Source organism: Stenotrophomonas sp. DR822 (assembly GCF_019793815.1).
GTDB lineage: Bacteria > Pseudomonadota > Gammaproteobacteria > Xanthomonadales > Xanthomonadaceae > Stenotrophomonas > Stenotrophomonas indicatrix.
This window is the reverse complement of sequence record NZ_CP081826.1, coordinates 441063-465669: the sequence shown is the minus strand read 5'-3', so window position 1 is coordinate 465669 and position 24607 is coordinate 441063. Positions and strand designations below refer to the sequence as shown.

The 24607-nt window shown below is 65.1% G+C and carries 17 protein-coding genes; 9 read left to right on the top strand and 8 right to left on the bottom strand.

Going from position 1 to position 24607, the window contains the following annotated elements; all coding sequences use genetic code 11:
• Positions 1–29: 29 nt before the first annotated feature.
• From K5K93_RS02230 to K5K93_RS02215, 4 genes are all read left to right on the top strand, one after another.
• Positions 30–725 (top strand): response regulator transcription factor, encoded by a 696-nt coding sequence (locus K5K93_RS02230; RefSeq protein WP_222389573.1) that lies wholly within the window; start codon positions 30–32, stop codon positions 723–725.
• 9 nt (positions 726–734) lie between these two features.
• Complete coding sequence (locus tag K5K93_RS02225; protein ID WP_222389571.1) at positions 735–1991, top strand: HAMP domain-containing sensor histidine kinase; 1257 nt, start codon at positions 735–737, stop codon at positions 1989–1991.
• A 60-nt stretch (positions 1992–2051) separates the two neighbouring features.
• The gene (locus K5K93_RS02220) at positions 2052–2444 is read left to right on the top strand and encodes a diacylglycerol kinase (protein ID WP_088099974.1); all 393 of its coding nucleotides are present in this window, start codon (positions 2052–2054) and stop codon (positions 2442–2444) included.
• Between the two features lie 133 nt (positions 2445–2577).
• The gene (locus K5K93_RS02215) at positions 2578–4158 is read left to right on the top strand and encodes a phosphoethanolamine--lipid A transferase (protein WP_261311904.1); all 1581 of its coding nucleotides are present in this window, start codon (positions 2578–2580) and stop codon (positions 4156–4158) included.
• 12 nt (positions 4159–4170) lie between these two features.
• Here K5K93_RS02215 and K5K93_RS02210 read toward each other — a convergent pair whose 3' ends face one another.
• Together K5K93_RS02210 and K5K93_RS02205 are read right to left on the bottom strand one after the other, a co-directional pair.
• The gene (locus K5K93_RS02210) at positions 4171–5358 is read right to left on the bottom strand and encodes a serine hydrolase domain-containing protein (protein WP_222389567.1); all 1188 of its coding nucleotides are present in this window, start codon (positions 5356–5358) and stop codon (positions 4171–4173) included.
• A 79-nt stretch (positions 5359–5437) separates the two neighbouring features.
• Complete coding sequence (locus K5K93_RS02205) at positions 5438–6250, bottom strand: LytTR family DNA-binding domain-containing protein (protein ID WP_256993946.1); 813 nt, start codon at positions 6248–6250, stop codon at positions 5438–5440.
• Between the two features lie 223 nt (positions 6251–6473).
• Here K5K93_RS02205 and K5K93_RS02200 point away from each other — a divergent pair, with 223 nt between their 5' ends.
• On the top strand, positions 6474–7646 hold the full coding sequence (locus K5K93_RS02200) for an acyltransferase (RefSeq protein WP_222389564.1): 1173 nt from the start codon (positions 6474–6476) through the stop codon (positions 7644–7646).
• A gap of 92 nt (positions 7647–7738) precedes the next feature.
• Here the strand turns inward: K5K93_RS02200 and K5K93_RS02195 are convergent, their stop codons facing one another.
• From K5K93_RS02195 to K5K93_RS02175, 5 genes are all read right to left on the bottom strand, one after another.
• A complete protein-coding gene (locus K5K93_RS02195; protein ID WP_222389562.1) occupies positions 7739–8116 on the bottom strand; it encodes an antibiotic biosynthesis monooxygenase family protein in 378 nt (125 codons plus the stop codon).
• A gap of 68 nt (positions 8117–8184) precedes the next feature.
• The gene (locus K5K93_RS02190; protein WP_222389560.1) at positions 8185–8853 is read right to left on the bottom strand and encodes a carboxymuconolactone decarboxylase family protein; all 669 of its coding nucleotides are present in this window, start codon (positions 8851–8853) and stop codon (positions 8185–8187) included.
• A 37-nt stretch (positions 8854–8890) separates the two neighbouring features.
• Positions 8891–9376 carry a cyclophilin-like fold protein gene (locus K5K93_RS02185; RefSeq protein ID WP_222389558.1) on the bottom strand — a complete coding sequence of 162 codons (486 nt, stop codon included), beginning with the start codon at positions 9374–9376 and terminating at the stop codon, positions 8891–8893.
• A gap of 5 nt (positions 9377–9381) precedes the next feature.
• Positions 9382–10584 (bottom strand): MFS transporter, encoded by a 1203-nt coding sequence (locus K5K93_RS02180; RefSeq protein ID WP_222389556.1) that lies wholly within the window; start codon positions 10582–10584, stop codon positions 9382–9384.
• On the bottom strand, positions 10581–11639 hold the full coding sequence (locus K5K93_RS02175) for an alpha/beta hydrolase (RefSeq protein WP_222389554.1): 1059 nt from the start codon (positions 11637–11639) through the stop codon (positions 10581–10583). The genes K5K93_RS02180 and K5K93_RS02175 overlap by 4 nt, the downstream gene beginning before the upstream one ends.
• Before the next feature lie 109 nt (positions 11640–11748).
• Between K5K93_RS02175 and K5K93_RS02170 the strand changes: the two genes are divergently transcribed.
• Positions 11749–12642: a LysR family transcriptional regulator gene (locus K5K93_RS02170; protein WP_033831116.1), complete on the top strand. Its 894-nt coding sequence runs from the start codon at positions 11749–11751 to the stop codon at positions 12640–12642.
• Between the two features lie 143 nt (positions 12643–12785).
• Here K5K93_RS02170 and K5K93_RS02165 read toward each other — a convergent pair whose 3' ends face one another.
• Positions 12786–13943: an MFS transporter gene (locus K5K93_RS02165; RefSeq protein ID WP_222389553.1), complete on the bottom strand. Its 1158-nt coding sequence runs from the start codon at positions 13941–13943 to the stop codon at positions 12786–12788.
• A 190-nt stretch (positions 13944–14133) separates the two neighbouring features.
• Here K5K93_RS02165 and K5K93_RS02160 point away from each other — a divergent pair, with 190 nt between their 5' ends.
• The 3 genes from K5K93_RS02160 to K5K93_RS02150 all read left to right on the top strand — a co-directional run bounded on the left by K5K93_RS02160 (position 14134) and on the right by K5K93_RS02150 (position 24398).
• Positions 14134–15099 carry an AraC family transcriptional regulator gene (locus tag K5K93_RS02160; protein ID WP_222389552.1) on the top strand — a complete coding sequence of 322 codons (966 nt, stop codon included), beginning with the start codon at positions 14134–14136 and terminating at the stop codon, positions 15097–15099.
• Positions 15100–15429: 330 nt separating this feature from the next.
• Entirely contained in the window at positions 15430–24141 is an 8712-nt protein-coding gene (locus K5K93_RS02155) for a glycoside hydrolase family 94 protein (protein WP_261311903.1), read from the top strand.
• On the top strand, positions 24138–24398 hold the full coding sequence (locus tag K5K93_RS02150; RefSeq protein ID WP_222389551.1) for a hypothetical protein: 261 nt from the start codon (positions 24138–24140) through the stop codon (positions 24396–24398). The genes K5K93_RS02155 and K5K93_RS02150 overlap by 4 nt, the downstream gene beginning before the upstream one ends.
• Positions 24399–24607 lie beyond the last annotated feature (209 nt).

Here is a 24607-nt window from a genome sequence, read left to right as displayed (position 1 = left end):
CGCTGCTCATGCACGGATGCACGTAGCCCATGACACGACTGCTCATCATTGAAGACAACCCCGAGCTGGTTGCCAACCTTTACGCGTTCTTCGAGCCACTGGGCTACGTACTTGACGATGCGCGGGATGGTGCCAGCGGCCTGCGCAGGGCAACGCAGAATGATTACGATGCCATCGTGCTGGACCTGATGCTGCCCCGCCTTGATGGCATGGCGCTGTGCCAGACACTCCGCGAGGAGTTCCAGAACCCGGTGCCGATCCTGATGCTGACCGCCCGTGATCCGGTGGAAGACCGCGTGCAGGGGCTCGCGCTGGGTGCGGATGATTACCTGGTCAAACCCTTTTCCCTGAAGGAGCTGGACGCGCGCATCAAGGCGCTGGTCCGCCGTGCCCAGGGCCGGCAGGTGCAGAGCGTGCTGGCCTGGGCGGACCTGCGGGTCGACACCCGTTCGCCACAGGCATGGCGCCAGGGCCAGGCCCTCAACCTGACACCGACCACGCACAAGCTGCTGATGTGCCTGATGCGTGCCGCGCCGGCGGTGGTGCGCAAGCAGGAGATGGAGTACCTGATATGGGGCGACGAGCCGCCGGAGAGCGGCGCGCTACGTACGCATATCCATGAGCTGCGCCTTCAGGTGGACAGGCCGTTCGACCCTGCACTCATTGCTACCGTGCACAGTGTCGGCTGGCGCCTGGGCACGCCGGCGCCAGCACATGTGGAGTAGTCGCCACCCATGAATGCCCGCTCGCTGAAGTCCCTCTATCGAAGCTTGACCCTGAGAACGCGTATCACCGTTGCCTTCGTGCTGCTGATGGCCGGTGCCATGGGCTTCATCGTACTGGTCGAACTGGTGGACTATGACGACGTAAGGGCCTCTGTGGTTTCGATGAGCCAGGACCGGGAGGTCCGCAGGCTGCAGGCGGCCTTGGCGAAAGGCGTGCAACCGGACCTGCCGGAAGGCAGCCAACTGTTTGATCTGCGTACGGTTCCGCAGGTACTGCGCCGGTACGGGCCGGGTTACCACGGTGACGCCGCACCGAACGAATGGCACCTTCGGGTCTTCGAAAGCAGCGGGCAGCGCTACTACCTGCTGCAGCACGGTGATCACTACGCCTACCTCGAGCACCTGATCAACGCCTTTGCTGCGCTGGTGATCCTGACCTGCGTGCTCTGTGCGTTCTGGATTGGTCGCCGGACGTCGGCCCACGTCATCGCGCCCATTACGCGCCTGGCTGATGCCGTGCAGAACAAGCACAAGCCCTTCCCCTTCCAGGACGCGCGCGACGAGATCGGCGTTCTAGCGCGCGCCTTTGCCCAGCACAGCGACGAACTTGAGCAGTTCCTGCAGCGTGAACAGTGCTTCGCCGGCGACGCCAGCCATGAACTGCGCACACCACTGGCGATCATCGGTGGCGCCGCCGAAACGCTGCTGCACCAGCTCCCGGCCGACAGCCGGCTGCTGGCCAGTGCCCAGCGCATTGTGCGGACCACGCAGGAAATGCAGCGCCAGCTGACCTGCCTGCTGCTGCTTTCCCGCGACCCCAGGACGGTGCCACGCAGCAACCTGCTGCTGCGACCGGTGATCGAGGAATGCATGGCGCGATGCGTGCCGTGGCTGGCAGGAAAGCCGGTGCGGCTGAGCCTTGATGCGGCGCAGGACGAGCAGCTGCTGACCAATGACGTGCTGGCACAGAGCGTGATCTGGAACCTGCTGCGCAATGCGTGCCAGTACACGGAGGAAGGCGAGATACGGGTGGAACTGCATGGCACCACGCTGCGGGTTGCCGATACCGGCCCGGGGCTGCCGTCCAGCATCGACGCGCAGCAGTTCCAGCGCTTCGTGACCAGCGCCCGGCAGAGTGGCGAAGGTCTGGGCCTGTCCATCGTGCAGCGCGTGGTCGAGCATCTTGGCTGGCAGATGACGGTCGAGACCTCGGTGCGAGGCTGCTGCTTCACCCTGCAGATGCGCCCAGCCGCAGCCGATACCTGACAGCTTCCTGACATTGCTCCTTCCACCCTTGCCGGATCTCTTCATGAAGGCAGGTGCGAAATGCAGCCAGGGCAACCCAAGGGCAACGGCAAATACGCGCACGGCAAGACCGGGCTGCGCCGCATCCTGCATACCGTGATCCATTCCCGCGACGGCTTCGTCGCGACATTCAAGGGTGAGGCCGCGTTCCGGCAGCTGCTGTTGCTGCATGGCGCGCTGGCAACCGTCGCGCTCCTGCTGGACGTCAGCCGCAGCGAGCGCGCCCTGATGCTGATGGTCTGCTTCATCAGCCTGCTGGTGGAGCTGCTCAACTCGGCCATCGAAGCGGTGGTGGATCGCATTTCTCTGGAACACCATCCACTTTCCAAGAACGCCAAGGACATGGGCAGTGCCGCACAGAGCACGGCCCTGCTGATGGTGGCTACGGTGTGGGCCGTGGTCCTGATGGGATGAGCAAGGAACCTGACAACTTCCTGATGAACACGTCCAGATACTGCGCGCACTTCTGGCTCAGCGGATTCTGCACGTGCGTTCATGCTTCAGGTCTGTCCCGCAACATCCGATCATCCTTGTCTGGTGCACGGCATTGTTCTTCACCACGCTGGGAAACATCGCTCTCTGGAAGACGCTCTGGTCTCTCATCGATATCCATGATCTGCGCAGCGCTTTGTTCTTCTGCAGCCTTCCGGTGCTGCTGCTGTGCCTGTTCAATCTGCTGTTCACGCCCATCGGCATGCTCCCCTATGCGCGCAAACCGGTGCTGGCGTTGCTGGTTGTCGTCAGCGCTGCGTGCACCTACTTCATGCTGCATTACAACGTACTGATCGACCGCGACATGGTGCAGAACGCGCTGGAGACCAACCAGGCTGAGATGACCTCCTACCTGTCGCTGCCGTTGCTGTTGACGGTGCTGTTGCTGGGCGCGCTGCCCACATGCGTTCTGCTGATCATGCGCAGTGGAAACAGCGGGCGCCCTTTGCGGGCGGCACTGGTGTGGTTGGGGAACGTGCTGGCGACGCTGATGGTGCTGGCTGCGGTAAGCCTGGCGTTCTACAAGGAGTACTCGTCGCTGCTCCGCAACAACCGCTACATCCGTGAGCAGGTGCTGCCGCTGAACGTTCTCCGTCACACCTATGGCTATCTCCGGAGCAGCTACAGCGCCAAGGCACAGCCGCTGCGCACGATCGGCGAAGACGCCGCGCGCACGCCCGGCGAGCGCCCGCGCCTGGTCATCCTGGTGGCCGGCGAGACGGCACGTGCAAAGAACTTCCAGCTCAACGGCTATCCGCGCCCGACCAACCCGCAGCTGTCACGCAGGGACGGCGTCATCAGCTTCCGGGACGTTGCATCCTGCGGCACATCAACAGCCGTGTCACTGCCGTGCATGTTCTCGAAGATGCCACGATCGCAGTACGAGGGCGTCGCTGCGGCATCGGAAGAGAACGTACTGGACATCCTGCAGCGCACCGGCGCCAGCGTGCTCTGGCGCGACAACAACAACGGTGGCTGCAAGGGCGTGTGCAACCGCGTTCCCACCGACGACATGCCGCCGCTGAAGGTGCCTGGGTTGTGCGTGAACAAGGACGGCACCTGCCATGACGAGATCCTGCTGCACCAGCTGGACACGCGCATCGCGGCCATGCAGGGTGATGGTCTGATCGTGCTGCACCAGCTGGGCAGCCATGGCCCCACCTACTTTGAACGCTATCCCGCCGACTCCAGGGCATTCAGCCCTACCTGCGACAGCAACCAGATACAGAAGTGCAGCAACGAAGCGCTGACCAACACCTACGACAATACGCTGGTCTATACCGACCGGCTGCTGGGCAAGGCCATCGACCTGCTGCAGACCTATTCGGAGCAGCGTGACGTTGCACTGATCTATGTCTCCGATCACGGCGAGTCGCTTGGCGAGCGCGGCCTGTATCTGCACGGAACGCCCTACTTCATTGCGCCACGCGAGCAGACCCAGGTGCCGATGGTGATGTGGTTCTCCCAGGGCTTTGCAACCCATGCCCGCCTTGATCTGGCCTGCCTGCGGCATGCCGCGGGCACCGGATCCTACAGCCACGACAATCTCTTCCACTCCCTGCTGGGACTGTTCGCTATCAGCAGCGGTATCTACCAGCCGGGACTGGATGTGTTCGCGGGCTGCCGCATTCCCTAGCGTGCTGTCCGGTCACAGCGTCTCTGCCAACCGCAGTACATCCATGGGAAACGCGGCGTAATCGTCGAGCGGGGCGCTGTGGCTCTCCCGCCGTTGAATCTGCCTTACCGCCACCACGCCCTTGTCGGGAACAATGACCAGATGCTGGCCGAGATAGCCGTTGGCGGCGTAGGCCGCTACCGGCCCTCGGTCGATGTCGAAGATGTCGCCGAGCTTCAGTCCACGCCCGGTGATTTCCGCAGCGTAGCGCTGTGGCCAGCTCGGCCCCAGCCGTTCGGCCAGAAAGCTGATCAGCGCTGACTTGCTGTCAAATACCTGGCCGTCGGCGGCCAGCAGCGCGTCCAGCATCACGGCATCCATGCTGCGAGCGCTCAGAAGCGTGGCCGCACCGGCCTTCAATCGGTAGTGCTCCCATGCGGGGATGCGCCACCACAACAGGCCGACGTCGGGGGAACGCGCGCTTTCGGCGGTCATCAACGCCACCGAGCGTTCGCTCAGCAACCGCTTGCCGCCCGGGGTGACACCGCCGTCCAGCATCAATCGTCCGATCGCTGCAAGATCAACCGCCGACAGCGACAGCCCGGCCATGCCCATGGGCGTCCCGGCCTGATCCTTCATCCATGCATGGCCGGTGATGCCAAGCGGCTTGAACAACCGTTCGTCCAGATAGATATCCAGTGGCTTGCCGGCAAGCCGCTGCACGATGTCCGGCAGAAGATTGGTCGCCTTGTTGTTGTAGGCGAAGGTGGTGCCTGGATCGCTGGACACCTCGGCCGCCAGCGCCAGCTTCACCAGATCCGGCGCGCCCTCCAGTTCCACCCCCGCGTTGACCACGTTCTGCAGGCCGGAGGTGTGGTCCATCAACATCCGGATCGTGATGTCACGCTTCCTGCCCTGGCGCCATTCCGGGTACACCGTGCTGACCGGTTCGTCGATGGATGCGAGCTTGCCGTCATCGAGCAGCAGCCCGATGGCCAGGGCGACGACGGACTTGGTCGCCGACATCAGGTGGATGCGGTCTTCACCGGCTGCCGGCGCGATCTGCAGCAGCACCCCGCGCCCGCGTTCAATGTAGACCGCGTCGGAATGCGCGTTGCGGGCATTGCGCTCGATCGCTGCCAAGGCATCAGGCGTGTTGGCCGCGGCTACAAATGGGTGTAATGCCAGTAAGACTGTGCAGGCAAGCAGACGTGCTCTCATGGCGGGCTCCTTCAATGGACACAGAGACAATGACTACATTTGTAGTCAATCTGCAGTGCATGAAGTCATGCTTCATCCATCACCCTCCTCCCAGTGCCTGCCGCAGCGTTGGCAACTGGCGGCGGCTGCACGGCACCCGTGCACCATCGGCCATGTGCAGCAGGGCTTCACCGCCATCGGCAGGTTCGATCGAGCGCAGATGACGCCGGTTGATGAGCCAACTGCGGTGGCAGCGCAGGAAAACGGAAGGATCAAGGCGCTCCTCAAGTGCGGCCATCGTCATCCGCAGCGGATAGTCACATCCGCGCACCCGCAGGTTCACATAGTTGCCGGAGGCCTGGGCGTACTCCACCTCCTCGGTGGCCACCAGGAATTCCTTGCCCAACTTGCGCACAAGGAAATTCTGGGGTCGTTGAACAGGCTCGACTGGCGGGCCATCTTCCGGCGCTGCCAACAGATGGGCTTCGCCTTGACGGCGGCGGCCGAACCAGCTCAGGAAATGCTCCAGCGCCACGAAGCTGAAGAAGACCCGCACGTCCTTCAGGTACTCATACAGCAGCCGTGACGCCCAGCTGGAGCCATCCACATACGTTGTACCAAGCCCAAGGTAGGTGACCTTGCGCACCGCCATCATGCCCAGCACATGCAGCAACGACCATCCCACGCTGGCCAGCAGGTACAGCGGCAGGCGCCGCTTCCAGGTGTCGATGTGCAGGGGCCAGCGCCTGCAGCCCCACCACAGCATCGGCAGGCAGGCCAGGATCACACCGACGCTGCTCAGCTCCCAGACCAGCGGCTCCCACAGCGCAAGTACATCGCCACGGCGCTGTGCGTCCATGACTTCCACCACGGCATTGGCCACGGCCACCACCAGCAGGATCCCTGCCCACATCAGCAGACGGGAGGCCAGGGGCAAGCGTGGGGAGGAAGGGACAGGCATGGGGTGGTGGCCACACAGAACGGCGCATAACGCGACAAGGTGGCAATTCTAGCCGCGCCATCCGTCCCACGAACCCCGCCATTGGTCACTTTCCGTCAACGGGCCATCCCTTCGCCGCTGGCCCTGCCGGCCACGTGCCGCACATTGGCCCGATCTTGCCTCCAGCAGAACCATCATGACGCGCCGCCACGATATCGATGCTCTTCGCATCATCGCCTTCGCCTTGCTGATCCTCTACCACACCGCCATGGCGTACGTGGGCGAATGGGGCTTTCATCTCAAGGGCAGCTTCACGACCGACGCACTTCAATGGCCCATGCGCCTGCTCAACGGCTGGCGCATGTCACTGTTGTTTCTGATTTCCGGGGTGGCCATTGCGCTGACACGAAACCGACTGCAACGCGGTCGCTTCATTCTGAAGAGGACATGGAGGCTGTTGCTGCCACTCGCCTTCGGCATGTTCGTGGTCGTGCCCATCCAGCCGTACTGCGAGGGTGTGAGCAGAGGCATGGTCGCGCCCGGATTCTGGGAATTCCTGCTGCGCTACTGGCAGGTGCGCCCATGGCCGGAAGGCAGTTTCGCCGGTGATCGCTTCGGCATCACCTGGAACCACCTGTGGTACCTCGCCTATCTCTGGGTGTATACGACGATTCTGGCCATCGCCCTGCCGGTGCTGGATTCGGCGCCATTGCGATCGGCCAGCCGGCGGCTTGCCAACGCCCCGGGCTGGATGCTGACCGGGCTTCCGGCGCTGCTGTTGCTGCTGTGGCTGGTGTGGCTCGCCCCGTCCTACCCTGCCACCAACACCCTGGTGGACGATGTCCATCAACATGCCAAGTATGGGACGGTGTTCCTTGCCGGTTACCTGCTCGGCCGTGAGCCGCGCTTCTGGGAACGGGTCGAGGCGCTTCGCTGGACAACACTGGCCACGGTACTGGGTGCAGTTGCGTGGTACCTGTTCCTGGAAGCGCTGGGGCGCTGGTTGCCTCCGGCATCGCCACTGCGCCAGTGGCCGGAACCTTTCTGGCGCCTGCAGTCGCAGTACTGCGAGGTGGTGTACTCGTGGGGAATGCTGCTGACCCTGCTCGGCTGGGGCAAGCACTGTCTGGATCGCCCCTTCCCTTGGCTGCCGTACTGCACGGAGGCCATCTATCCTTGGTATGTCCTGCATCAGAGCCTGATGATCGCCGTGTTGTTCTGGCTGAAGCCGATGCAGCTTGGGCCCTGGATGGAGCCGGCGCTGGTGCTGCTCGGCACGGTAGGCGGTTGCCTGCTGCTGCACGAACTGCTGATCCGACGTTCCCGCTGGCTGCGGCCCCTGTTTGGACTGAAATCGAGCGTGCGCTGAAGGCCTAGCGGGGCCATGGCGAAAGCCGAATGGCCTTGAGGCATCGACTCAATGTTCCCGGGGGGGCTTTCGGTCCACCAGCCACCCGGCGGCTATTTGATCTTCAACTCCGGCAGAAGAGGATCAACATCAACCAGTTCCAGTGACTTGACCATGTGCAGCGTCCCGCTTTTGTACTTGAGGAAATGTGAGCTCTTCACATGCTGTTCGTAAGCCTGTCGGCTCGCATAGATTTCAAGGATTGTCAGCCGGGTCGGATCTTCCTTGTCAAAGACCGCATACAACGACAGCACGCCGGGCTCCAGCTCCATTGAAGCGCGAACCTCCTCAGCCAAAGCGTCTCGATAGGCCGGCAGATGGTCTGCATTGACGGTGATCTTCGAGAGCCTTGTCATCTGTACCTCCTGCGCTCCAACACTGAAGGGTCCTGCCAGCATGCTGATCAACGTGCCGATGATCATCTTGTTCATTCAATCCTCCAATTTTTCATTCAATCCTCCAATGCGCGGGCCATGCGACGGAATCTCCCGTCTGAACATCATTCGTGCCGAACGTCCAGCTGGCATTGAATACCGCCACGAACACGCTCCGCGGCCTCCAGGCCGAAGCGCGCTTCGAGAACAGCAGCCAGCGCGTACAGCTGCTCTGGGCGCAACCCTATGTTCATGCTGATGCCAATGTGAGACTGCAACTGCGGCTCCACCCCGGACATGGCAGCCAGCATGCTGACCGTGGCCAACTCGCGGAGTTGCCAATCAAGGTTGTCGCGCTCGAAGATGTCGCCAAACAGATGCGTACGCAGGTACTCATTTGCCTGGGGTGCGAAATCGAACAAAGGCCCTGAGACCGGGCCGCCAGCCAGCCTGGTCTGATTGGCCGTGCCTGCGGCGAGCAGTGCGTCTCCTTTGGGGATCGGCCTGCCCGGCTCGCGGCCAGCTTCATCCTGGATGCCCCGCTGCCTGCGTGCCTGCGCCACCCTCATCAGTTCGCTCAACGCGTTCAGGCTCCGTGGGAAACCTGCATAGGCATAGACCTGCACGAGGATCTCGCGCACCACTGCCACGCTCAGCCCCGCGTCCAGACCTTGATTCAACGCCTGATCAAGGGCACTCATGTTGCCCGCCGCTGCGCAGGCGCTGATTGGAATGATGGCTTGCTGGTGGGCATCCAGCCCGGTGACAGAGAACCGGCTGTACTTGCTGTTCATAGCTGCTCCTTCGTGTGCAGGGGACGTAGCCAGACGTCTACTCGAACTCGATCCGCGCTTCCACCGGTCCCTCCGCGCGAAGCGCCTGTAAGTCCCCCTGGATGCGGCCCAACCGCACCAAACCCTTCGAGTAACGGAACGGCCTGTGGAAGAGCGCCAGATTTCCCCACGGCGCGTAGAAGGCGATATCGCCGGCCACTGGCGTGAACCCATCCGGTTCGCCGGCGATGCTGAGACCGTACGGGAGCTGCGCGATCTTCTCCTTAGCTGCATGGTCCTCAAGCTGCAGCGTAATCGGCAACTGTGCGGCGAATTCGCGTGCAGGGACGCTGTCCTCCAGCGTGGCCGACAACGTCTGGTTGTTGATGATCAGTCGAACCTTCACTGAGGGCACCTCCGGGTTGGATGCGTCTTTCATGGGCGCGACGGTGTGATGCTTCTGCTCGGCAGAGCATGCGGACACCGCCGCGAAGGCAAGGCAAAGCGAAAGCAGCTGCCCAATGATCCTCGTCGCGCGCCTCATCAGCCTCATGCCTCTACGGCGACCGCCGAGCCGGATGCGGACGCAGCATCGGCGGCCGTGACATAGGCGAGCAATGCCGCGAACAGCAGCAAGCCCGCACTGGCCAGGAATGTGCAGGCGAAACCGGCACTGTCCAGCAGCAGGCCGCCAAGGCTGGAACCCAGCGCGATCGAGCACTGCACCACCGCTACCATCAGCCCGCCGCCCGCTTCAGCGTTGTTGGTGAACGTGCGTGCCAGCCAGCTCCACCAACCCACCGGCGCAGCCGTGGCCAGCAGACCCCATACCGAAAACAGTACGGCCGTCGGCCAGAGTTGAGGCCCCAGCGCCACGAGCGCCGCGGCAATCACCGCCATCAGGATCGGGACGGCCACCAGTGTGCGATAAAGACCACGCCTGATGAATGCCCCGATCGCGAGCGTGCCCACAACGCCGCTTGCACCAATGGCCAGCAGCACCAGCGGAACGGCGGATTCCCCTGCACCCGTGACCCTTTCCAGGAACGGGCGCACATAGGTGAACAAGGCAAACTGCCCCATGAAGAAGATGCCGCAAGCCGCCATTCCCAACATCACCACCCGCCGCCGCAACAGAGCCAGCACCCCGCCCCGGGATTGCCGTCGTTCCGCGGCCATGGAGGGAAGACACAGCCACTGCCATGCCAGCGCGATGGCGGCCAAAGGCAGGAGGCACAGGAATGCCCCACGCCATCCGATCACGCCGCCAAGGTAGCTGCCCAAGGGGGCAGCCACTACCGTTGCCAGCGCGTTGCCGCCATTGAAGATTGCCAGTGCTCGCGGCACCTGCGCTGCTGGCACCAGCCGCATGGCCGTGGCCGCAGACAAGGACCAGAAACCACCGATCACCACGCCGATCAATGCCCGGCCCATCATGTAGATCGGGTAGCTGGGAGCCAATGCCACCACCACGCCGGATACCGCCATCAATGCGGTGAGCGTCAGCAGCACTGTCTTCCGGTTGATGCTCCCGGCCAAGCGGGAGATCGACAGGCTGGTCAGCACGGCGAAGGCACCAGAGATGGCAATCCCATACCCGGCCAGCCCTTCGCTCACGCCAAGGTCAGCCGCCAAGGGCGTAAGCAGGCTCACCGGCATGAATTCAGAGGCGATCAGTGCGAACACGCACAGTGTCATTGCCAGCACCCCGCCCCAGTTGGCCCGGTCGGCCGTCGCGTCGTTGCTGCTCATTTCCCAGCGAGACCTTGCTGGAAGAACGTCGCCAACCTTGCGAAGGGAATCAGGTCGGTGCGGTCATACAGGTCTACATGACCGGCATCCTTCACCCAGTAGAGCTCCTTCGGCTGCCCCGCCCTGCGGTACGCGTCCTCGCTGAACTCACGCGAGTGGGCGTGGTCGCCAGAGATGAACAGCATCGGTCTGGGCGAGATGGTCTCGATATCGTTGAAGGGGTAGAAATTGACGAACTTGACCAAGCTGCTGAACAGCGGCTGGGTGGTCAAGTCGCTGCGCTCGCCTTCGGCAGTGTAAGCGCCACGCGACGTGCGGTAGAAATCAAAGAACTCGCGCTGCACTTCGGACGTATCGGCCTCGAGCTTGTTCACGGTGCCAGGTACATGGACTGCCGGCCCACCGTTGAACTCGACCAGACGCTGGTCCGTTGCAGCCTTGATCATCTGCCTGCGCTGCTCCAGCGATTGCGCGTGGTTCAGCCCTTGGCGCGCGGCGGCTCCCATGTCATACATGCTGACCGTAGCGATTGCCTTGATGCGCGGGTCGATCTTGGCTGCGCTGATCACGAAACTGCCACTGCCACAGATGCCCAGGCCACCAATCCGCTGCGGATCCACGAACGACTGCGTGCTCAGGAAGTCCACCGCCGCGCTGACGTCGTCCGAATAGATTTCAGGCGACACCAGGTGCCGCGGGGTACCCGCGCTCTCTCCCCAGAAGGAAAGATCGATCGCCAACGTAACGAAACCCTGCTCCGCCAGCTTCTGCGCATACAGTTGTGAGCTCTGCTCCTTCACCGCGCCCATCGGGTGTCCGACCACCACGGCGGGTGCGTGGCCGCCATGCGTCAGGCCCTGCGGCCGGTACAGCGTCCCGACCACTTCCATCTGGTACTGGTTGAGGAAGCTGACGCGCTCGCCTTTTACGCTGGCGCTTCTGTAGAAATTGTCGGCGCCGGCGGTTCTTGTGGCCGCCGGCACCTCAGCGGACAAGGCCGACTGCGGAACGAAATGGCTGGCGATCAGTGCCAACAGCAGCGTGGTGGGTTTCATGTGCGGACGGCCTCAGTGGGGACTCAGGTCGCCACGATAGGCGCCGCCCGCTACCGCGATAAGCCAGCTGAAAGTTGATGCATTATTGAGTTGCGCTCACAATTGGCCCATGAACGGCGTGAAGACCAATGATCTGCAAGCCTTCCTGGTGGTGGCACAGGAGCAGAGCTTCACCAGGGCAGCTGTCCGCCTCGGTGTTACGCCCTCAGCGCTCAGCCATTCCATGCGGCTGCTGGAAGAGCGCCTGGGCATCCGCCTGCTGGCCCGTACCACGCGCAACGTCTCCCTGACCGAGGCGGGCGAGCGCCTGATGCGCTCCATTGCACCGCATTTCGAGGCCATCGTCGCCAGCGTCGAGGCACTGGGGGATCTGCGCGACCGCCCGGCCGGAACTCTTCGTATCTCCTGTACGGACGATTCCATGGAGACCATCGTCCGCCCTCGCCTTGCCGGGTTCCTCGCCGAGTATCCCGACATCACACTTGAGTTCTACGTCGATTACGGCTTCACCAATGTGGTTGAACAGCGCTTCGACGCCGGCATCCGGCTGGGTGAGGCGCTCAGCAAGGACATGATCGCGGTCAGGGTCGGACCGGATTGGCGCCTGGTGGTGGTTGGATCCCCCGACTACTTCGAGAGGCACGCCAAGCCAAGGAAGCCTGCCGATATCACGCAACATCGCTGCGTGCACATCCGGCATCGCCCGAACGGCGCCATCTATGCCTGGGAGTTCGAAGAGAAGGGCAAGGAATTCACCGTGCGCGGTGATGGGCCACTGGTGTTCAACAGCATGATCCACGTCATCAATGCCGCACTGGATGGACTGGGCCTGGCGTATGCGCCCGAGCCGATGGTGGCCGACCACATTGCCGAGGGGCGGCTGGTTGCCGTGCTGGACAAGTGGTGCTTGCCTTTCCCCGGTTATCACCTGTATTACCCGAACCGTCGGCAGCCCTCGCCGGCATTTTCGGCGCTGGTGGCCTGGCTGAGGCGAGATGCCTGAGGTCCGGGGCGACGCCAGGGCCGACAAGATCAGCGCGGCCCGCATTGCCCGCGCCGGCTGAACGCCTCAGGCACTTCAGCGCACGAAAACACCCGGTCGATCACCGGCTTGATACCCAGTAGGACGCTCAGGACAGATGACGGCTAGATGTGAAACGCCGGACCCGCCGACAACGTCGCCGAACTCACCCTGACACGGAACGCAATGAGCAGGCTGGCGATGAGCATCACCGCCGCAGCAACGGTGAGCACGGCAACAATGCCCCCGAACCCGAACACCAGGCCGCCCAAAGCGGCACCCGCGGCGATGGAAGACTGCACAGCAGCGACCACCATCCCGCCGGCACTCTCGGCCTGATCGGGCACCGCACGCGCAACCCAGCTCGACCAGGCAACGGGCACGCCACCAAAGGCCAGGCCCCAGAGCGCGACCAGGGCCGACAGCCCGCCAACGCCCACCGGCAACAGGAGCATGCCCAGCGCGGCTGCGCCAACTAAGGCGGGCATGATCACCAGCGTGACTTTCAAGCTGCGCTCCATGAGCCAGCCGGCCAGCAGGGTGCCAACGAAATTCGCCACACCGAATCCGAGCAGAATCAGCGCCAGGCCATCCGCGCTCATCTGCCCCAGGCTCTCCAACGTTGGGCGGATGTACGTAAAGAGCGAGTACTGACCGGTGTGCGCCAGAACGCAGCCCAGCATGCCGACCGCAACGCCTGGCCGGCGCAGGAGCCGCACCACCGACTCTGGGACTGCCGCCTTGCGCGGGGCCATTCGGGGCAGCGTGAACCACTGGAACGCAAACGTGAGTCCACCTACCGCCGTCGCAGCCCAGAAGGCGCTGCGCCAGCCCAGCAGACCTCCCAGGTAGCTCCCCAAAGGAACGGAGACCACGGTGCCGACCGCAATGCCGCTGAAGATGATGGAAAGCGCGCGAGGCACGCGCTGCAGCGGCACCAACCGCATGGCCACGGCCGCTGCCATGCTCCAGAAACCGCCCAGCGCGATGCCCAGAAGGACGCGCATCACCAGCAGGACGCCCATGCTGGACGACAATGCCACCAGGGCGTTGGAGAGGATCATCAGACCCGTGAAACTCAACAGCACCAGGCGCCGGTCTATCGAACGGGTGAGCCGCGGCACCAGCAGGCCAGCGAACAGGGCCACTACAGCGGTGACCGTCACTGCTTGACCAGCCAGCGCCTCCGACACCCCCAGGTCCGCCGCCATCGGCGTCAGCAGGCTGGCAGGCAGATATTCGGCCGTGAGCAGCCCGAAGACACCCATGGCCAGCGAAAACACCGCTACCCATGCCGACGAAGAAGGTTCCCCGCTACTCCAGGCCACAGAATCAGGTGCGTCTGCGGCGTCAGCTACGTCATTACTCATCAAAGATCCCAGTGCAATCGTGCAGCCGAGAGTCTAGGGAGCTAGACCCGGATGATCTATGATTGCATGACCTGTATTTTTGATCGAAACCCCGGGTCGTCTCATGAGCCACGCTCCATCCCAGCCCACCGACCTGATCAGCGAGCTGCTGACCGGCATGCGGCTGCATGGCGTTCAATACCGACGCATTCAGACCGGGCCGACCTTTGGGCTTGGATTTTCTCCGAAGCCAGGCCATGCCTACTTCCATTACCTGGCAGTGGGCACTGCCATTCTTCGTGGCGCGGACGGTAGCCAACACCGCCTGTCTGCCGGGGATGTCGTGCTTCTTCCCCGCGGAGAAGAACACGCGTTGCTGTCGGGCGACGAGCACCCCGTCCAGTGCCTGGAAACGATAGACGCAGCCCCGCTGGGTGACGCGGTGGGCGGCATAGACACGTGCCCGAGCACGCACGCCGTGCCGAGCGCAGTGCTCTTCCACGGCTGCATGGTGTTCGATCTGGGCGGCATGCAAGGGTTGAGCAAGGTGATGCCGGCGGTGATGTTGGCCGATGGCAACGGCACGCAATTCCCTGGGCTGTTGCCCATGGTCGACGCGATGAAGCGCGAGGTCTGCTCCGGACGTATCGGATATGCAGGAATACTCTCCCGGCTGGCGGATGCAGTGGCCGCCATGATCGTTCGTGACTGGGTCGAGCGCGGTTGCGACGGCGCATCCGGCCTGGTCATGGCCATGCGCGACCCGCGTCTATCGCTGTCGTTGCTTGCCCTGCACAGAGACCCCGGGCGTGACTGGACCGTCGAAGCGCTGGCCGCAGAATCCAACATCTCACGCTCTGTCTTTGCAGATCGGTTCCAGACCGTTATTGGAACCGCACCCCTGCGGTACGTGACTGAGCTGCGAATGCAATTGGCAAGTCGATGGCTGACCCACCAGAGCCTACCGATCGAGGTAGTGGCAGAGCGCCTCGGCTACGCGTCGCAGGCGGCTTTCAGTCGCGCCTACAAGCGCGTCATCGGGCACTCGCCTGGCACGACCCGGCGCGGGCGCGCCTTGGCCTCGACATAGAAAGACCTCCCGCCCTGCTTCCGAACAACCGTACTGCACTGTGCGGTTCATCGCCGCTGCAGCTCTGCAGCGCGCTTCATCATCAATGCGCACTACGTTCCCGAAGACCAGCAGTGCGCCGGGCAGGCTGACATCCATCGTAGCCGAGGAGCGCGATGGATGGCGCGTTGCCGGCCAGCGCCCGGCACTACCCTTGCCTTGCTGACTGCGGGTCGCCTCAGGATCAGACCGCATTGAGCGGCGACCACGCCAACCGGGCCCGGCCTTCACAGTTACCACGGCCCCTGCAATGCAACCATGCAGGACGCGCCCTGCCCCCATCGGTAACCTATGCCCCACCTTCGTCGTCTTTTTGGCCGCTGGCTGCGCCTGCGTCGTCGTGTGCGTTGGCGCTGGCGTGAGCACCAGGCGTCGGCCCCGGCCATCGAGGCCACCGAGGGCCCACTGCGTGCCGCGCTGTACAACGTTGAAAAGATGGAGGAGTACGGCCGCGCGCTTGCGCGACAGCATCGCGTGCGGTTGCGCCCCAGTCCTGAGCGCCTGCTCGAACGGCTGCAGGCCAACGAGCGCGTGCTGGAAGACGCCAACACGCTGCTGAGCAGCGTGGTGCGCGAACAGCGGCCGGTGACCCCGGCGGGGGAATGGCTGCTCGATAACTACTACCTGGTCGAAGAACAGATCCAGACCGCGCGACGCCACCTGCCGCGCGGCTACAGCCGCCAGTTGCCTTCACTTGCCTCCGGCCCTTCGGCCGGGTTGCCACGGGTGTATGAGCTGTCGATGCAGGCGATCGCGCACGGTGACGGCCGCATTGACGCCGATACGCTGGGCCGGTTCATCGCCTCGTACCAGTCACTCGCGCCGCTGAGCCTGGGCGAACTGTGGGCCGTTCCGATCATGCTGCGCCTGGCACTGCTGGAGAACCTGCGGCGCATGGCCGCGCGGGTGATGCGCGATGGGACCGACCGCCGCCTGGCTGCGCAGTGGGCCGACCAGCTCAACCGCGCGGCGTCCGACACCCCTACCGATGTGGTCCTGGTGGTTGCCGACATGGCGCGATCCGCGCCGCCGCTGACCGGCGCGTTCATCGCCGAGCTGACGCGCTCGCTGCAGGGGCGCGGCGGCGCCTGGGCCATGCCCATCGCGTGGCTGGAACAGTGGGCGGCAGCGGCCGGGCAGCGCATCGACGAACTGGTTGCCGCCGAGGGGCAGCAGCAGGCGGCCGACCAGGTCTCCATCGGCAACAGCATCGGCAGCCTGCGCTTCCTCTCCACCATGGATTGGCGCACCTTTGTCGAAGACATGAGCGTGGTCGAGCAGCGGCTGCGGGAAGACCCCATGGGCGTCTATGCGCAGATGGATTTCGGTACCCGCGATGCCTACCGCCACGTGGTGGAGAAGATTGCCCGCGGCAGCCGCATCGCCGAGGAGCGCGTTGCGACCATCGCGCTGGACCTGGCACGGGCGGCTACGCCGGCCGACGGCCCACGCACGCACGTGGGCTACTGGCTGGTCGGCGAAGGCCTGCAGACCACTGTAGCGGCGGTGGCCGAGGCAGCACCGCGCCACCGCAAGGCACGGCGGCTGGCGCATCGCGTGCCGCTTGCGCTGTACCTGCTGCCGATCGGCCTGCTGGCGGTGCTGGCCACCAGCGGCCTGCTGGCAACCGGCAGCGGCTCGGTACCTGTCTGGCTGGCCGCGCTGCTCGGGCTGCTGGTGTTCAGTGAGCTGGGCATCGTGCTGGTGAACTGGACCGCGACGGTGCTGGTCGCCCCCAGGCCGCTTCCCAAGCTTGATTTCAGCGAAGGCATTCCTGCCGCGTGCGCCACCGTGGTCGCGGTCCCCTCGATGCTGTCCAGCGTCGACGGCATCGACGTTCTGGTCGAAGCGCTGGAGGTGCGCTTCCTGGCCAACCGCGATCCCCAACTGCGCTTCGTGTTGTTGACGGATTTTCTCGACGCGCCAGCAGCACAGGCGCCGATGGACGACGCCCTGCTTGCGCACGCCGTGGCACGGATCGAGGAATTGAACCATCGTTACGCGCCCGAGCGCGGCGACCGCTTCTACCTGCTGCACCGGCCAAGGCAATGGAACCCGGGCGAAGGTGTGTGGATGGGCCACGAGCGCAAGCGGGGCAAGCTGGCCGCGCTCAATGCCCTGCTACGCCAAGGCGATGCCGCTGCGTTCATGCGCATCGTCGGAGACGCGGCGGCCCTGATCGGCGTCCGTTACGTCATCACGCTGGACTCGGACACGCAGCTTCCGCGGGATGCGGCACGCGCGTTCGTCGCCACCTTGGCGCACCCGCTCAACCGCCCGCGCTTCGATCCGCAGCTGCAACGCGTGGTGGAGGGCTACGGCATCCTGCAGCCCAGCGTCGGCACCAGCCTGGGCCGGCGCCGCACCTCGCGTTTTGCCAGGATGTTCGGCAGCGAGCCCGGCATCGATCCGTACACGCGCATGGTTTCCGACGTCTACCAGGACCTGTTCGACGAAGGCTCGTTCGTGGGCAAGGGCATCTATGACGTCGACGCCTTCGAGCATGCGCTGGAGGGCCGCCTGCCCGAGAACCGCATCCTCAGCCACGACCTGCTGGAAGGCTGCTATGCACGCGCAGGCCTGGTCAGTGATGTGCGCCTGTACGAGGATTATCCCGAGCGCTACGCCGCCGACGCCAAGCGCCGTGCGCGCTGGATCCGTGGCGACTGGCAGCTGCTGCCGTGGTTGTTGCCGTGGACACCGCGCCCGGGCCCGGGGTGGGAACGCAACCGGCTCAGCCTGCTCTCGCGCGGCAAGTTGCTGGACAACCTGCGCCGGAGCGTGGTGCCGATCGCTGCCCTGGCGTTGTTGGTAGCCGGTTGGCTGTACGCGCGGAACCCTGCTGCGTGGACCGCGTGGATCCTGGCGCTGTGGTTCGCGCCGCCGCTGATAGGCATGCTGCGTGATGGCCTGAGCGTTCCGGAAGACACCCCGCTGGAAGCGCATTACATCAAGGTCGGGCGCGGTACGTTGCAGTCGTTGCTGCGCGCGTCCACCCAGATTGCGTGCCTGCCCTACGAAGCACTGCTGGCCAGTGACGCCGTGCTGCGCACGCTCTGGCGCATGGCCATTACACGCCGTCACCTGCTGCAATGGAACCCGTCCAGCGAAGTCGAGCGCCGCCTTGGCAGCGACCGTGGCGCGGAATGGCGGGTGATGACGCCGGCCTCGCTGCTGGCGCTCGCGCTGGTGGCTGTGGTGGCCGGCGTGCGTCCGCAGGCACTGGCGATCGCCCTGCCCTTGTTGTTGGCGTGGACCTTTGCGCCGGCATTGATGGCGTGGCTGGGTCGCCCGCCGGCTGCAAGCGTGGCCGAGTTGTCGGTCACGCAACGGGCATTCCTGGGCCGGCTGGCGCGGCGCACCTGGTCCTTCTTCCAGGCCTGGGTGCGCGAGCAGGATCATTGGCTGCCGCCGGACAACATCCAGGAGCATCCGGCGCTGGTGGTCGCGCGGCGGACCTCGCCGACCAACATCGGCCTGTCCCTGCTGGCGAATCTGTCTGCGTGGGATTTCGGCTATCTGCAGCAGGGCGCGGTGGCTGAACGTACCGCCCGCACGTTCGATACGCTGGACCAGCTGCCGCGCCATCGCGGCCACTTCCTGAACTGGTACGACACCGAAACCCTGGCGCCGCTGCCGCCACGCTACGTCTCCACGGTGGACAGCGGCAACCTTGCCGGCCACCTGCTTACCCTGCGCCAAGGCCTGCTCGCGCTGGTGGACGCGCCGGTGCTGGCGCCGCACACGTTCGATGGCCTGGCCGATACGCTGGGCGTGCTGGAAGAGGAGCGGCAGCGTCATCGCGCCGACGATGCGCCGCTGGTCGAGGTGCTCAATCATCTTCGTCAGCGCTTGGCGTTTACGCGTGTCGACCGTCCCGTCGGGATGGCGCAGTCGCTGGCCCGTCTGCAGGAACTGGCCGGTCTGGCCGACGACCTGCTGCTGCAATGGCCGGCACCGCCCTCGCCCGAGGACGGTGAGCTGCATTGGCCGGCCCTGTTCGCCGCCGAATGCCATGCCGCCCAGGCTTCGCTTGCCGATATCCCTGCCGATGCCGGCGCGGCCGTCGATGCACCGGTGCCAAGCCTGCGTCAGTTGGCCGCCCTGCCCGGTGCGGCCGGCGCGGACGCGCGCGCGCGCATCGAGCAGCTGCAGGACCTGGCGCACCGCGCCGGGCAGTTCTCGCTGATGGAATACGGGTTCCTGTTCTACCGTACCCGCAACCTGCTTTCGATCGGCTACAACGTAGACGACCACCGCCTCGACAACAGCTTCTACGACCTGCTGGCTTCCGAAGCGCGGCTGGGCGCGTTCGTTGCCATTGCACAGGGCCAGCTGGCACAGGAAAGCTGGTTCGCGCTCGGCCGCATGCTCACCGAGGTCAACGGCACGCCGACACTGCTGTCATGGAGTGGCTCGATGTTCGAGTACCTCATGCCGCAGCTGGTGATGCCCAGCTATCCGGACACGTTGCTGGACCAGACCGCACGGCACGCGGTCGAGGCACAGATCGTCTACGGCCGTACGCTGAACCTGCCATGGGGCGTATCCGAGTCCGGCTACAACGCCGTCGATGCCCGCCTGAACTACCAGTACCGGGCGTTCGGCGTGCCCGGACTGGGGCTCAAACGCGGCCTTGGGCAGGATCGGGTCATCGCGCCCTATGCCAGCATGATGGCACTGATGGTGGCGCCGGAAGCGGCCTGCCAGAACCTCCAGGTGCTGGAAGGATTGGGGTTCTGCGGGCGTTTCGGCATGTACGAGGCCATCGACTACACGCCCACCCGGGTGCCGCCGGGACAGGATCACGTCCTGTTGCGTTCGTTCATGGCCCACCACCAGGGCATGGGCCTGCTGTCGCTGGATTACCTGTTGCGCGACCAGCCAATGCAGCGCCGCTTCCTTGCCGATGTCGAGTTCCAGGCCACCTTGCTGCTGCTGCAGGAACGCATCCCGCGCGTGGGCGTGTTCCATCCCCATGAGGTCGAAGCGCTTGGCGAGCACTCAGCCCTGGCCGAGCACGAGACGTCTCTGCGCGTCCTGCGCGACCCGGGTGGCCCGCGCCCGGAAGTGCAGCTGCTGTCCAACGGGCGTTACCACGGCATGCTGACCCATGCCGGCGGCGGCTACAGCCGCCACGGCGACCTGTCGCTTACCCGCTGGCGCGAGGACGGCACCACCGATGCATGGGGCACGTTCTGCTATCTGCGCGACGTGGACAGCGGCGAGTTCTGGTCTGCCGCCTACCAGCCCACCTGCATGGCAGTGGACAATTACGAGGCGATCTTCTCTGACGCCAAGGCGGAATTCCGCGGTGTGCGCCGCGGCTGCGAGAGCCACCTGCAGGTCGCCATCTCCGCCGAGGACGACATCGAGCTCAGGCGCCTGCGCCTGACCAACCGCAGCCGTCGCCCGCGCACGGTGGAGATCACCACCTATGCCGAAGTGGTGCTGGCACCCGCAGCGGCCGACGATGCGCACCCGGCCTTCAGCAACCTCTTCGTGCAGAGCGAGATCCTGGCCGCCAAGCAGGCGGTGCTGTGCACGCGCCGGCCACGTTCGAACGATGAGGTGCCGCCGTGGATGTTCCATCTGGTCGCGGTGCACGATGCGGAAGTGGTGGCGATCTCCTATGAAACCGACCGTGCGCGCTTCCTGGGCCGTGGCAACACGCCGCGGACGCCGCAGGCATTGACCACCGATGCCGACCTGTCCGGCACCGATGGCTCGGTGCTGGACCCGATCGTGGCCATCCGCGTCCGCGTGGTGCTTGAGCCCGAGCAGACCGTACAGCTGGACATGGTGTATGGCATCGGCGCCAGTCGCGGCGATTGCGAAGCACTGGTGGATAAATACCGTGATCGCCGCCTGGCCGACCGCGTCTTCGACCTGGCCTGGACACACAGCCAGGTGGTGCGCCGGCAGATCAACGCAAGCCAGGCCGAGGCATCGCTGTACGAGCGCCTGGCCAGCCACGTGCTGTATGCCGGTCCGCTGCTGCGCGCCGGTGCAGGCGTCCTGCAGCAGAACCAGCGAGGACAATCCGGGCTGTGGGGCCATGCCATCTCCGGTGACCTGCCCATCGTGCTGCTGAAGGTCACCGACGCGGACAACGTGGAACTGGTCCGGCAACTGGTGCAGGCGCATGCCTACTGGCGCCAGAAGGGCCTCAACACCGACCTGGTCATCTGGAACGACAGCAAGGCCGGCTATCGGCAGGAGCTGCAGGACCAGATCCTGGGGATGGTGGCCGCCAGTTCGGAGACCGGCCTGCTCGACCGCCCCGGCGGCATTTTCGTGCGGCCAGTGCAGAACATGACGCACGAGGACCGCATTCTGTTGCAGGCGGTCGCACGGGCGGTCATCAGCGACGAAGACGGCACGTTGGTCGCGCAGGTGGGGCGTCAGCCGTTGCCTCCGCGACGGATCCCGGCCCTGGTGCCGCAAGCGCTGCAGCAGGAGCTGGCCCTGTCGATGGAGGCGACGCCCGGGCTGCCCATCGTTGCCGACCTGGGCCCGGAGCCCGGACTGCCGCCGAGCGCCGAGCACGACGAAGAAGTGGACGATCCGTGGCCTTTCCTTCCCTACCGCGGCACCGGCCGATTCGACAACGGCACCGGCAGTTTCAGCGAGGACGGCCGCGAGTACGTCGTGGTGGTCCGCGAAGGCGCGCCGACGCCGGCGCCATGGGCCAACGTGATCGCCAACACCCGCCTGGGCACGGTCGTCAGTGAGAGTGCACCGGGCTACACATGGTTCGAGAATGCACACGAATTCCGCCTGACGCCCTGGCTCAATGATCCGGTGTCGGACACGGGCGGCGAAGCCTTCTACGTGCGCGACGAGGACACCGGTCGTGTCTGGTCACCGATGCCGCTGCCGCGCCGTGGCACCGGCGCGTACCGTACGCGCCATGGCTTCGGCTACACGGTCTACGAGCATCTAGAGGACGGCATCGCCAGCGAACTGTGGGTCTTCGTCGACGTCGCCGCGCCGCTGAAGTTCTCGGTCCTGCGGCTGCACAACCTGTCGGGCCGGCCACGGCGGTTGTCGGCCATCGGCTACGTTGAATGGGTGATGGGTGACCTGCGCGCGAAGTCGCGCATGCACGTGCTCACCGAACGTGACCCGCAGAGTGGCGCGCTGCTGGCGCGCAACACCTACAGCACCGACTTCGGCGGCCGGATGGCCTTCTTCGACACCGATGCCGATGGCTGCGGCTGGACCTGTGACCGCCTGGAGTTCATCGGCCGCAACGGCAGCCTGCACGCACCGGCGGCGTTGCGCCGCGAGCGCCTGGATTCACGACTGGGTGCTGGCCTGGATCCGTGCGCGGCGATCCAGGTGCCGTTGCTGCTGGCTGCAGGCGACCGCAGCGAAACGACGTTCCGCCTTGGCGCCGGGCGCAACCGCAAGGAAACGCTGGCGTTGGCACGAAGCCGCCAGGGCGCCCATGAGGCCATCGACGCGCTGGACGCCGTGCGCATCCACTGGCGCAACGTGCTGGCCACGGTGCAGGTGCGCACGCCAGACCCGGCGCTCGATGCGCTGGCCAACGGCTGGCTGGTCTACCAGACGCTGGGCTGCCGCTACCTGGCGCGCAGTGGCTACTATCAATCCGGCGGTGCGTTCGGTTTCCGCGATCAGCTGCAGGATGCACTCGCCCTCGTGCACGCTCGCCCGGACCTGACCCGCGAGCACCTGCTGCTATGCGCTGCACACCAGTTCACCGAAGGGGATGTGATGCACTGGTGGCACCCTCCGCAAGGTCGCGGCGTGCGCACCCGCTGTTCGGACGATTACCTCTGGCTGCCGCAGGGCGCATGCCGCTACCTGGAGGTTACCGGCGACGCCAGCGTGCTGGACGAAGTGGTCGGCTACATCGAGGGGCGCGCGGTGACACCCGAAGAGGAAGGGTATTACGACATGCCCACGCCTTCGACGCAGCGCGGCACGCTGTATGCGCACTGCGTGCTCGCGCTCGAGCGCGGTTGCCGCTTGCTCGGCGAGCGCGGCCTGCCACTGATGGGCAGCGGAGATTGGAACGACGGCATGAACCGCGTCGGCGACCAGCAGCGCGGTGAAAGCGTGTGGCTTGGCTTCTTCCTGCATGACACGCTCCGCCGCTTCATCGGGCTGGCCAGCGCGCATGGCGATGCACCGCGTGCAGAGTGGTGCCAACAGCAGGCCGAAAGCCTGCGCCAGAACCTGGAACAGCATGCCTGGGACGGGGCATGGTATCGCCGCGCCTGGTTCGACAACGGCGCGCCATTGGGCTCGTCACAGAACGAAGAATGCCGCATCGATTCGATTTCGCAGAGCTGGTCGGTGCTGTCAGGCGTCGCCGCGCCTGAACGTGCCTCACAGGCGCTGGATTCGCTGTACACGCACCTGGTGCGAAAGGACGCCAAGCTGATCCAGCTGCTCGATCCGCCCTTCGACCAGACCCCGGAAGACCCCGGCTACATTCGCGGCTACGTACCGGGCGTGCGCGAGAATGGCGGCCAGTACACCCACGCGGCCGTGTGGGCGGCCATGGCATTCGCGCAGCAGGGCGATGCGGTGCGTGCCTGGGAGCTGGCCGGCATGATCAACCCGCTCAGTCACACGCTGGACCCGGAGGCGATCCAGACCTACCGCGTCGAGCCCTATGTGCTGGCAGCCGACGTCTACGCCGTGCCTCCGCACGTCGGGCGAGGCGGCTGGACGTGGTACACCGGCTCGGCCGGTTGGATGTATCGCCTGCTGGTCGAATCGCTGCTGGGCATACGTCGGCAGGGCGATCGTCTTTCGCTGGCACCGTGCCTGCCCGATCACTGGCCGTCATTCGAACTGAGCTACCGCTTCGGCCGCAGCTTCTACGAGTTCGTGGTGACCCGCACTGCGCAGGGCCAGCCCACGCTGCACGTGGATGGCGTCCTGCAGCCGGACCTCACCGTCCTGCTGCGCGACGACGGCCATCACTACCGCGTCGCGCTTGATCTGGGTGCGGCCCCGGGATGAACGTGCGCCCTGGAATACAGCTGCAACTTGATACGCTGGCCGAGATGCTGGTGCACTGGTTGGCGCGGTCGCGCCATCCGGCGCAGTTCTGGCCGCAGTTTGAAACGCTGGCTGCGGAGATTCTTGACCAATGCGAGCACGCAGAAAGGGGACAGGCGCACGCGTGCATCCGGGCCATGCTCAAGAGCCACGCGCTGGAGCTTCCATCCTGGTACGCGCGTGATGACAGCCTGCCGCCGGGGAAGTCAGGAGAGTGAAGGCCAGCGCCCTGCGTTACGATGCCGGGCTCAACTGACCAGAGATACGCGTGCCCGTCTCCACTCGCCTGTTGCTTGCCATCGCAGCTTCCCTGCTGCCGCTTTCCGGGACGATCGCAGCACCGTCCACCCAGCCCGCCTCCACCGCCCCGGCCAGCAGCTGCCAGGACGACCCGTCCCACTGCCCCGCATGGATGCCCTCACAGGCC

Coding starts and splice junctions, on each gene's coding strand:
- K5K93_RS02230 (WP_222389573.1), top strand. CDS start 30: ATGACACGACTGCTCATCATTGAAGACAACCCCGAGCTGGTTGCCAAC.
- K5K93_RS02225 (WP_222389571.1), top strand. CDS start 735: ATGAATGCCCGCTCGCTGAAGTCCCTCTATCGAAGCTTGACCCTGAGA.
- K5K93_RS02220 (WP_088099974.1), top strand. CDS start 2,052: ATGCAGCCAGGGCAACCCAAGGGCAACGGCAAATACGCGCACGGCAAG.
- K5K93_RS02210 (WP_222389567.1), bottom strand. CDS start 5,358: ATGAGAGCACGTCTGCTTGCCTGCACAGTCTTACTGGCATTACACCCA.
- K5K93_RS02205 (WP_256993946.1), bottom strand. CDS start 6,250: ATGTGGGCAGGGATCCTGCTGGTGGTGGCCGTGGCCAATGCCGTGGTG.
- K5K93_RS02200 (WP_222389564.1), top strand. CDS start 6,474: ATGACGCGCCGCCACGATATCGATGCTCTTCGCATCATCGCCTTCGCC.
- K5K93_RS02195 (WP_222389562.1), bottom strand. CDS start 8,116: ATGAACAAGATGATCATCGGCACGTTGATCAGCATGCTGGCAGGACCC.
- K5K93_RS02190 (WP_222389560.1), bottom strand. CDS start 8,853: ATGAACAGCAAGTACAGCCGGTTCTCTGTCACCGGGCTGGATGCCCAC.
- K5K93_RS02185 (WP_222389558.1), bottom strand. CDS start 9,376: ATGAGGCGCGCGACGAGGATCATTGGGCAGCTGCTTTCGCTTTGCCTT.
- K5K93_RS02180 (WP_222389556.1), bottom strand. CDS start 10,584: ATGAGCAGCAACGACGCGACGGCCGACCGGGCCAACTGGGGCGGGGTG.
- K5K93_RS02175 (WP_222389554.1), bottom strand. CDS start 11,639: ATGAAACCCACCACGCTGCTGTTGGCACTGATCGCCAGCCATTTCGTT.
- K5K93_RS02170 (WP_033831116.1), top strand. CDS start 11,749: ATGAACGGCGTGAAGACCAATGATCTGCAAGCCTTCCTGGTGGTGGCA.
- K5K93_RS02160 (WP_222389552.1), top strand. CDS start 14,134: ATGAGCCACGCTCCATCCCAGCCCACCGACCTGATCAGCGAGCTGCTG.
- K5K93_RS02155 (WP_261311903.1), top strand. CDS start 15,430: ATGCCCCACCTTCGTCGTCTTTTTGGCCGCTGGCTGCGCCTGCGTCGT.
- K5K93_RS02150 (WP_222389551.1), top strand. CDS start 24,138: ATGAACGTGCGCCCTGGAATACAGCTGCAACTTGATACGCTGGCCGAG.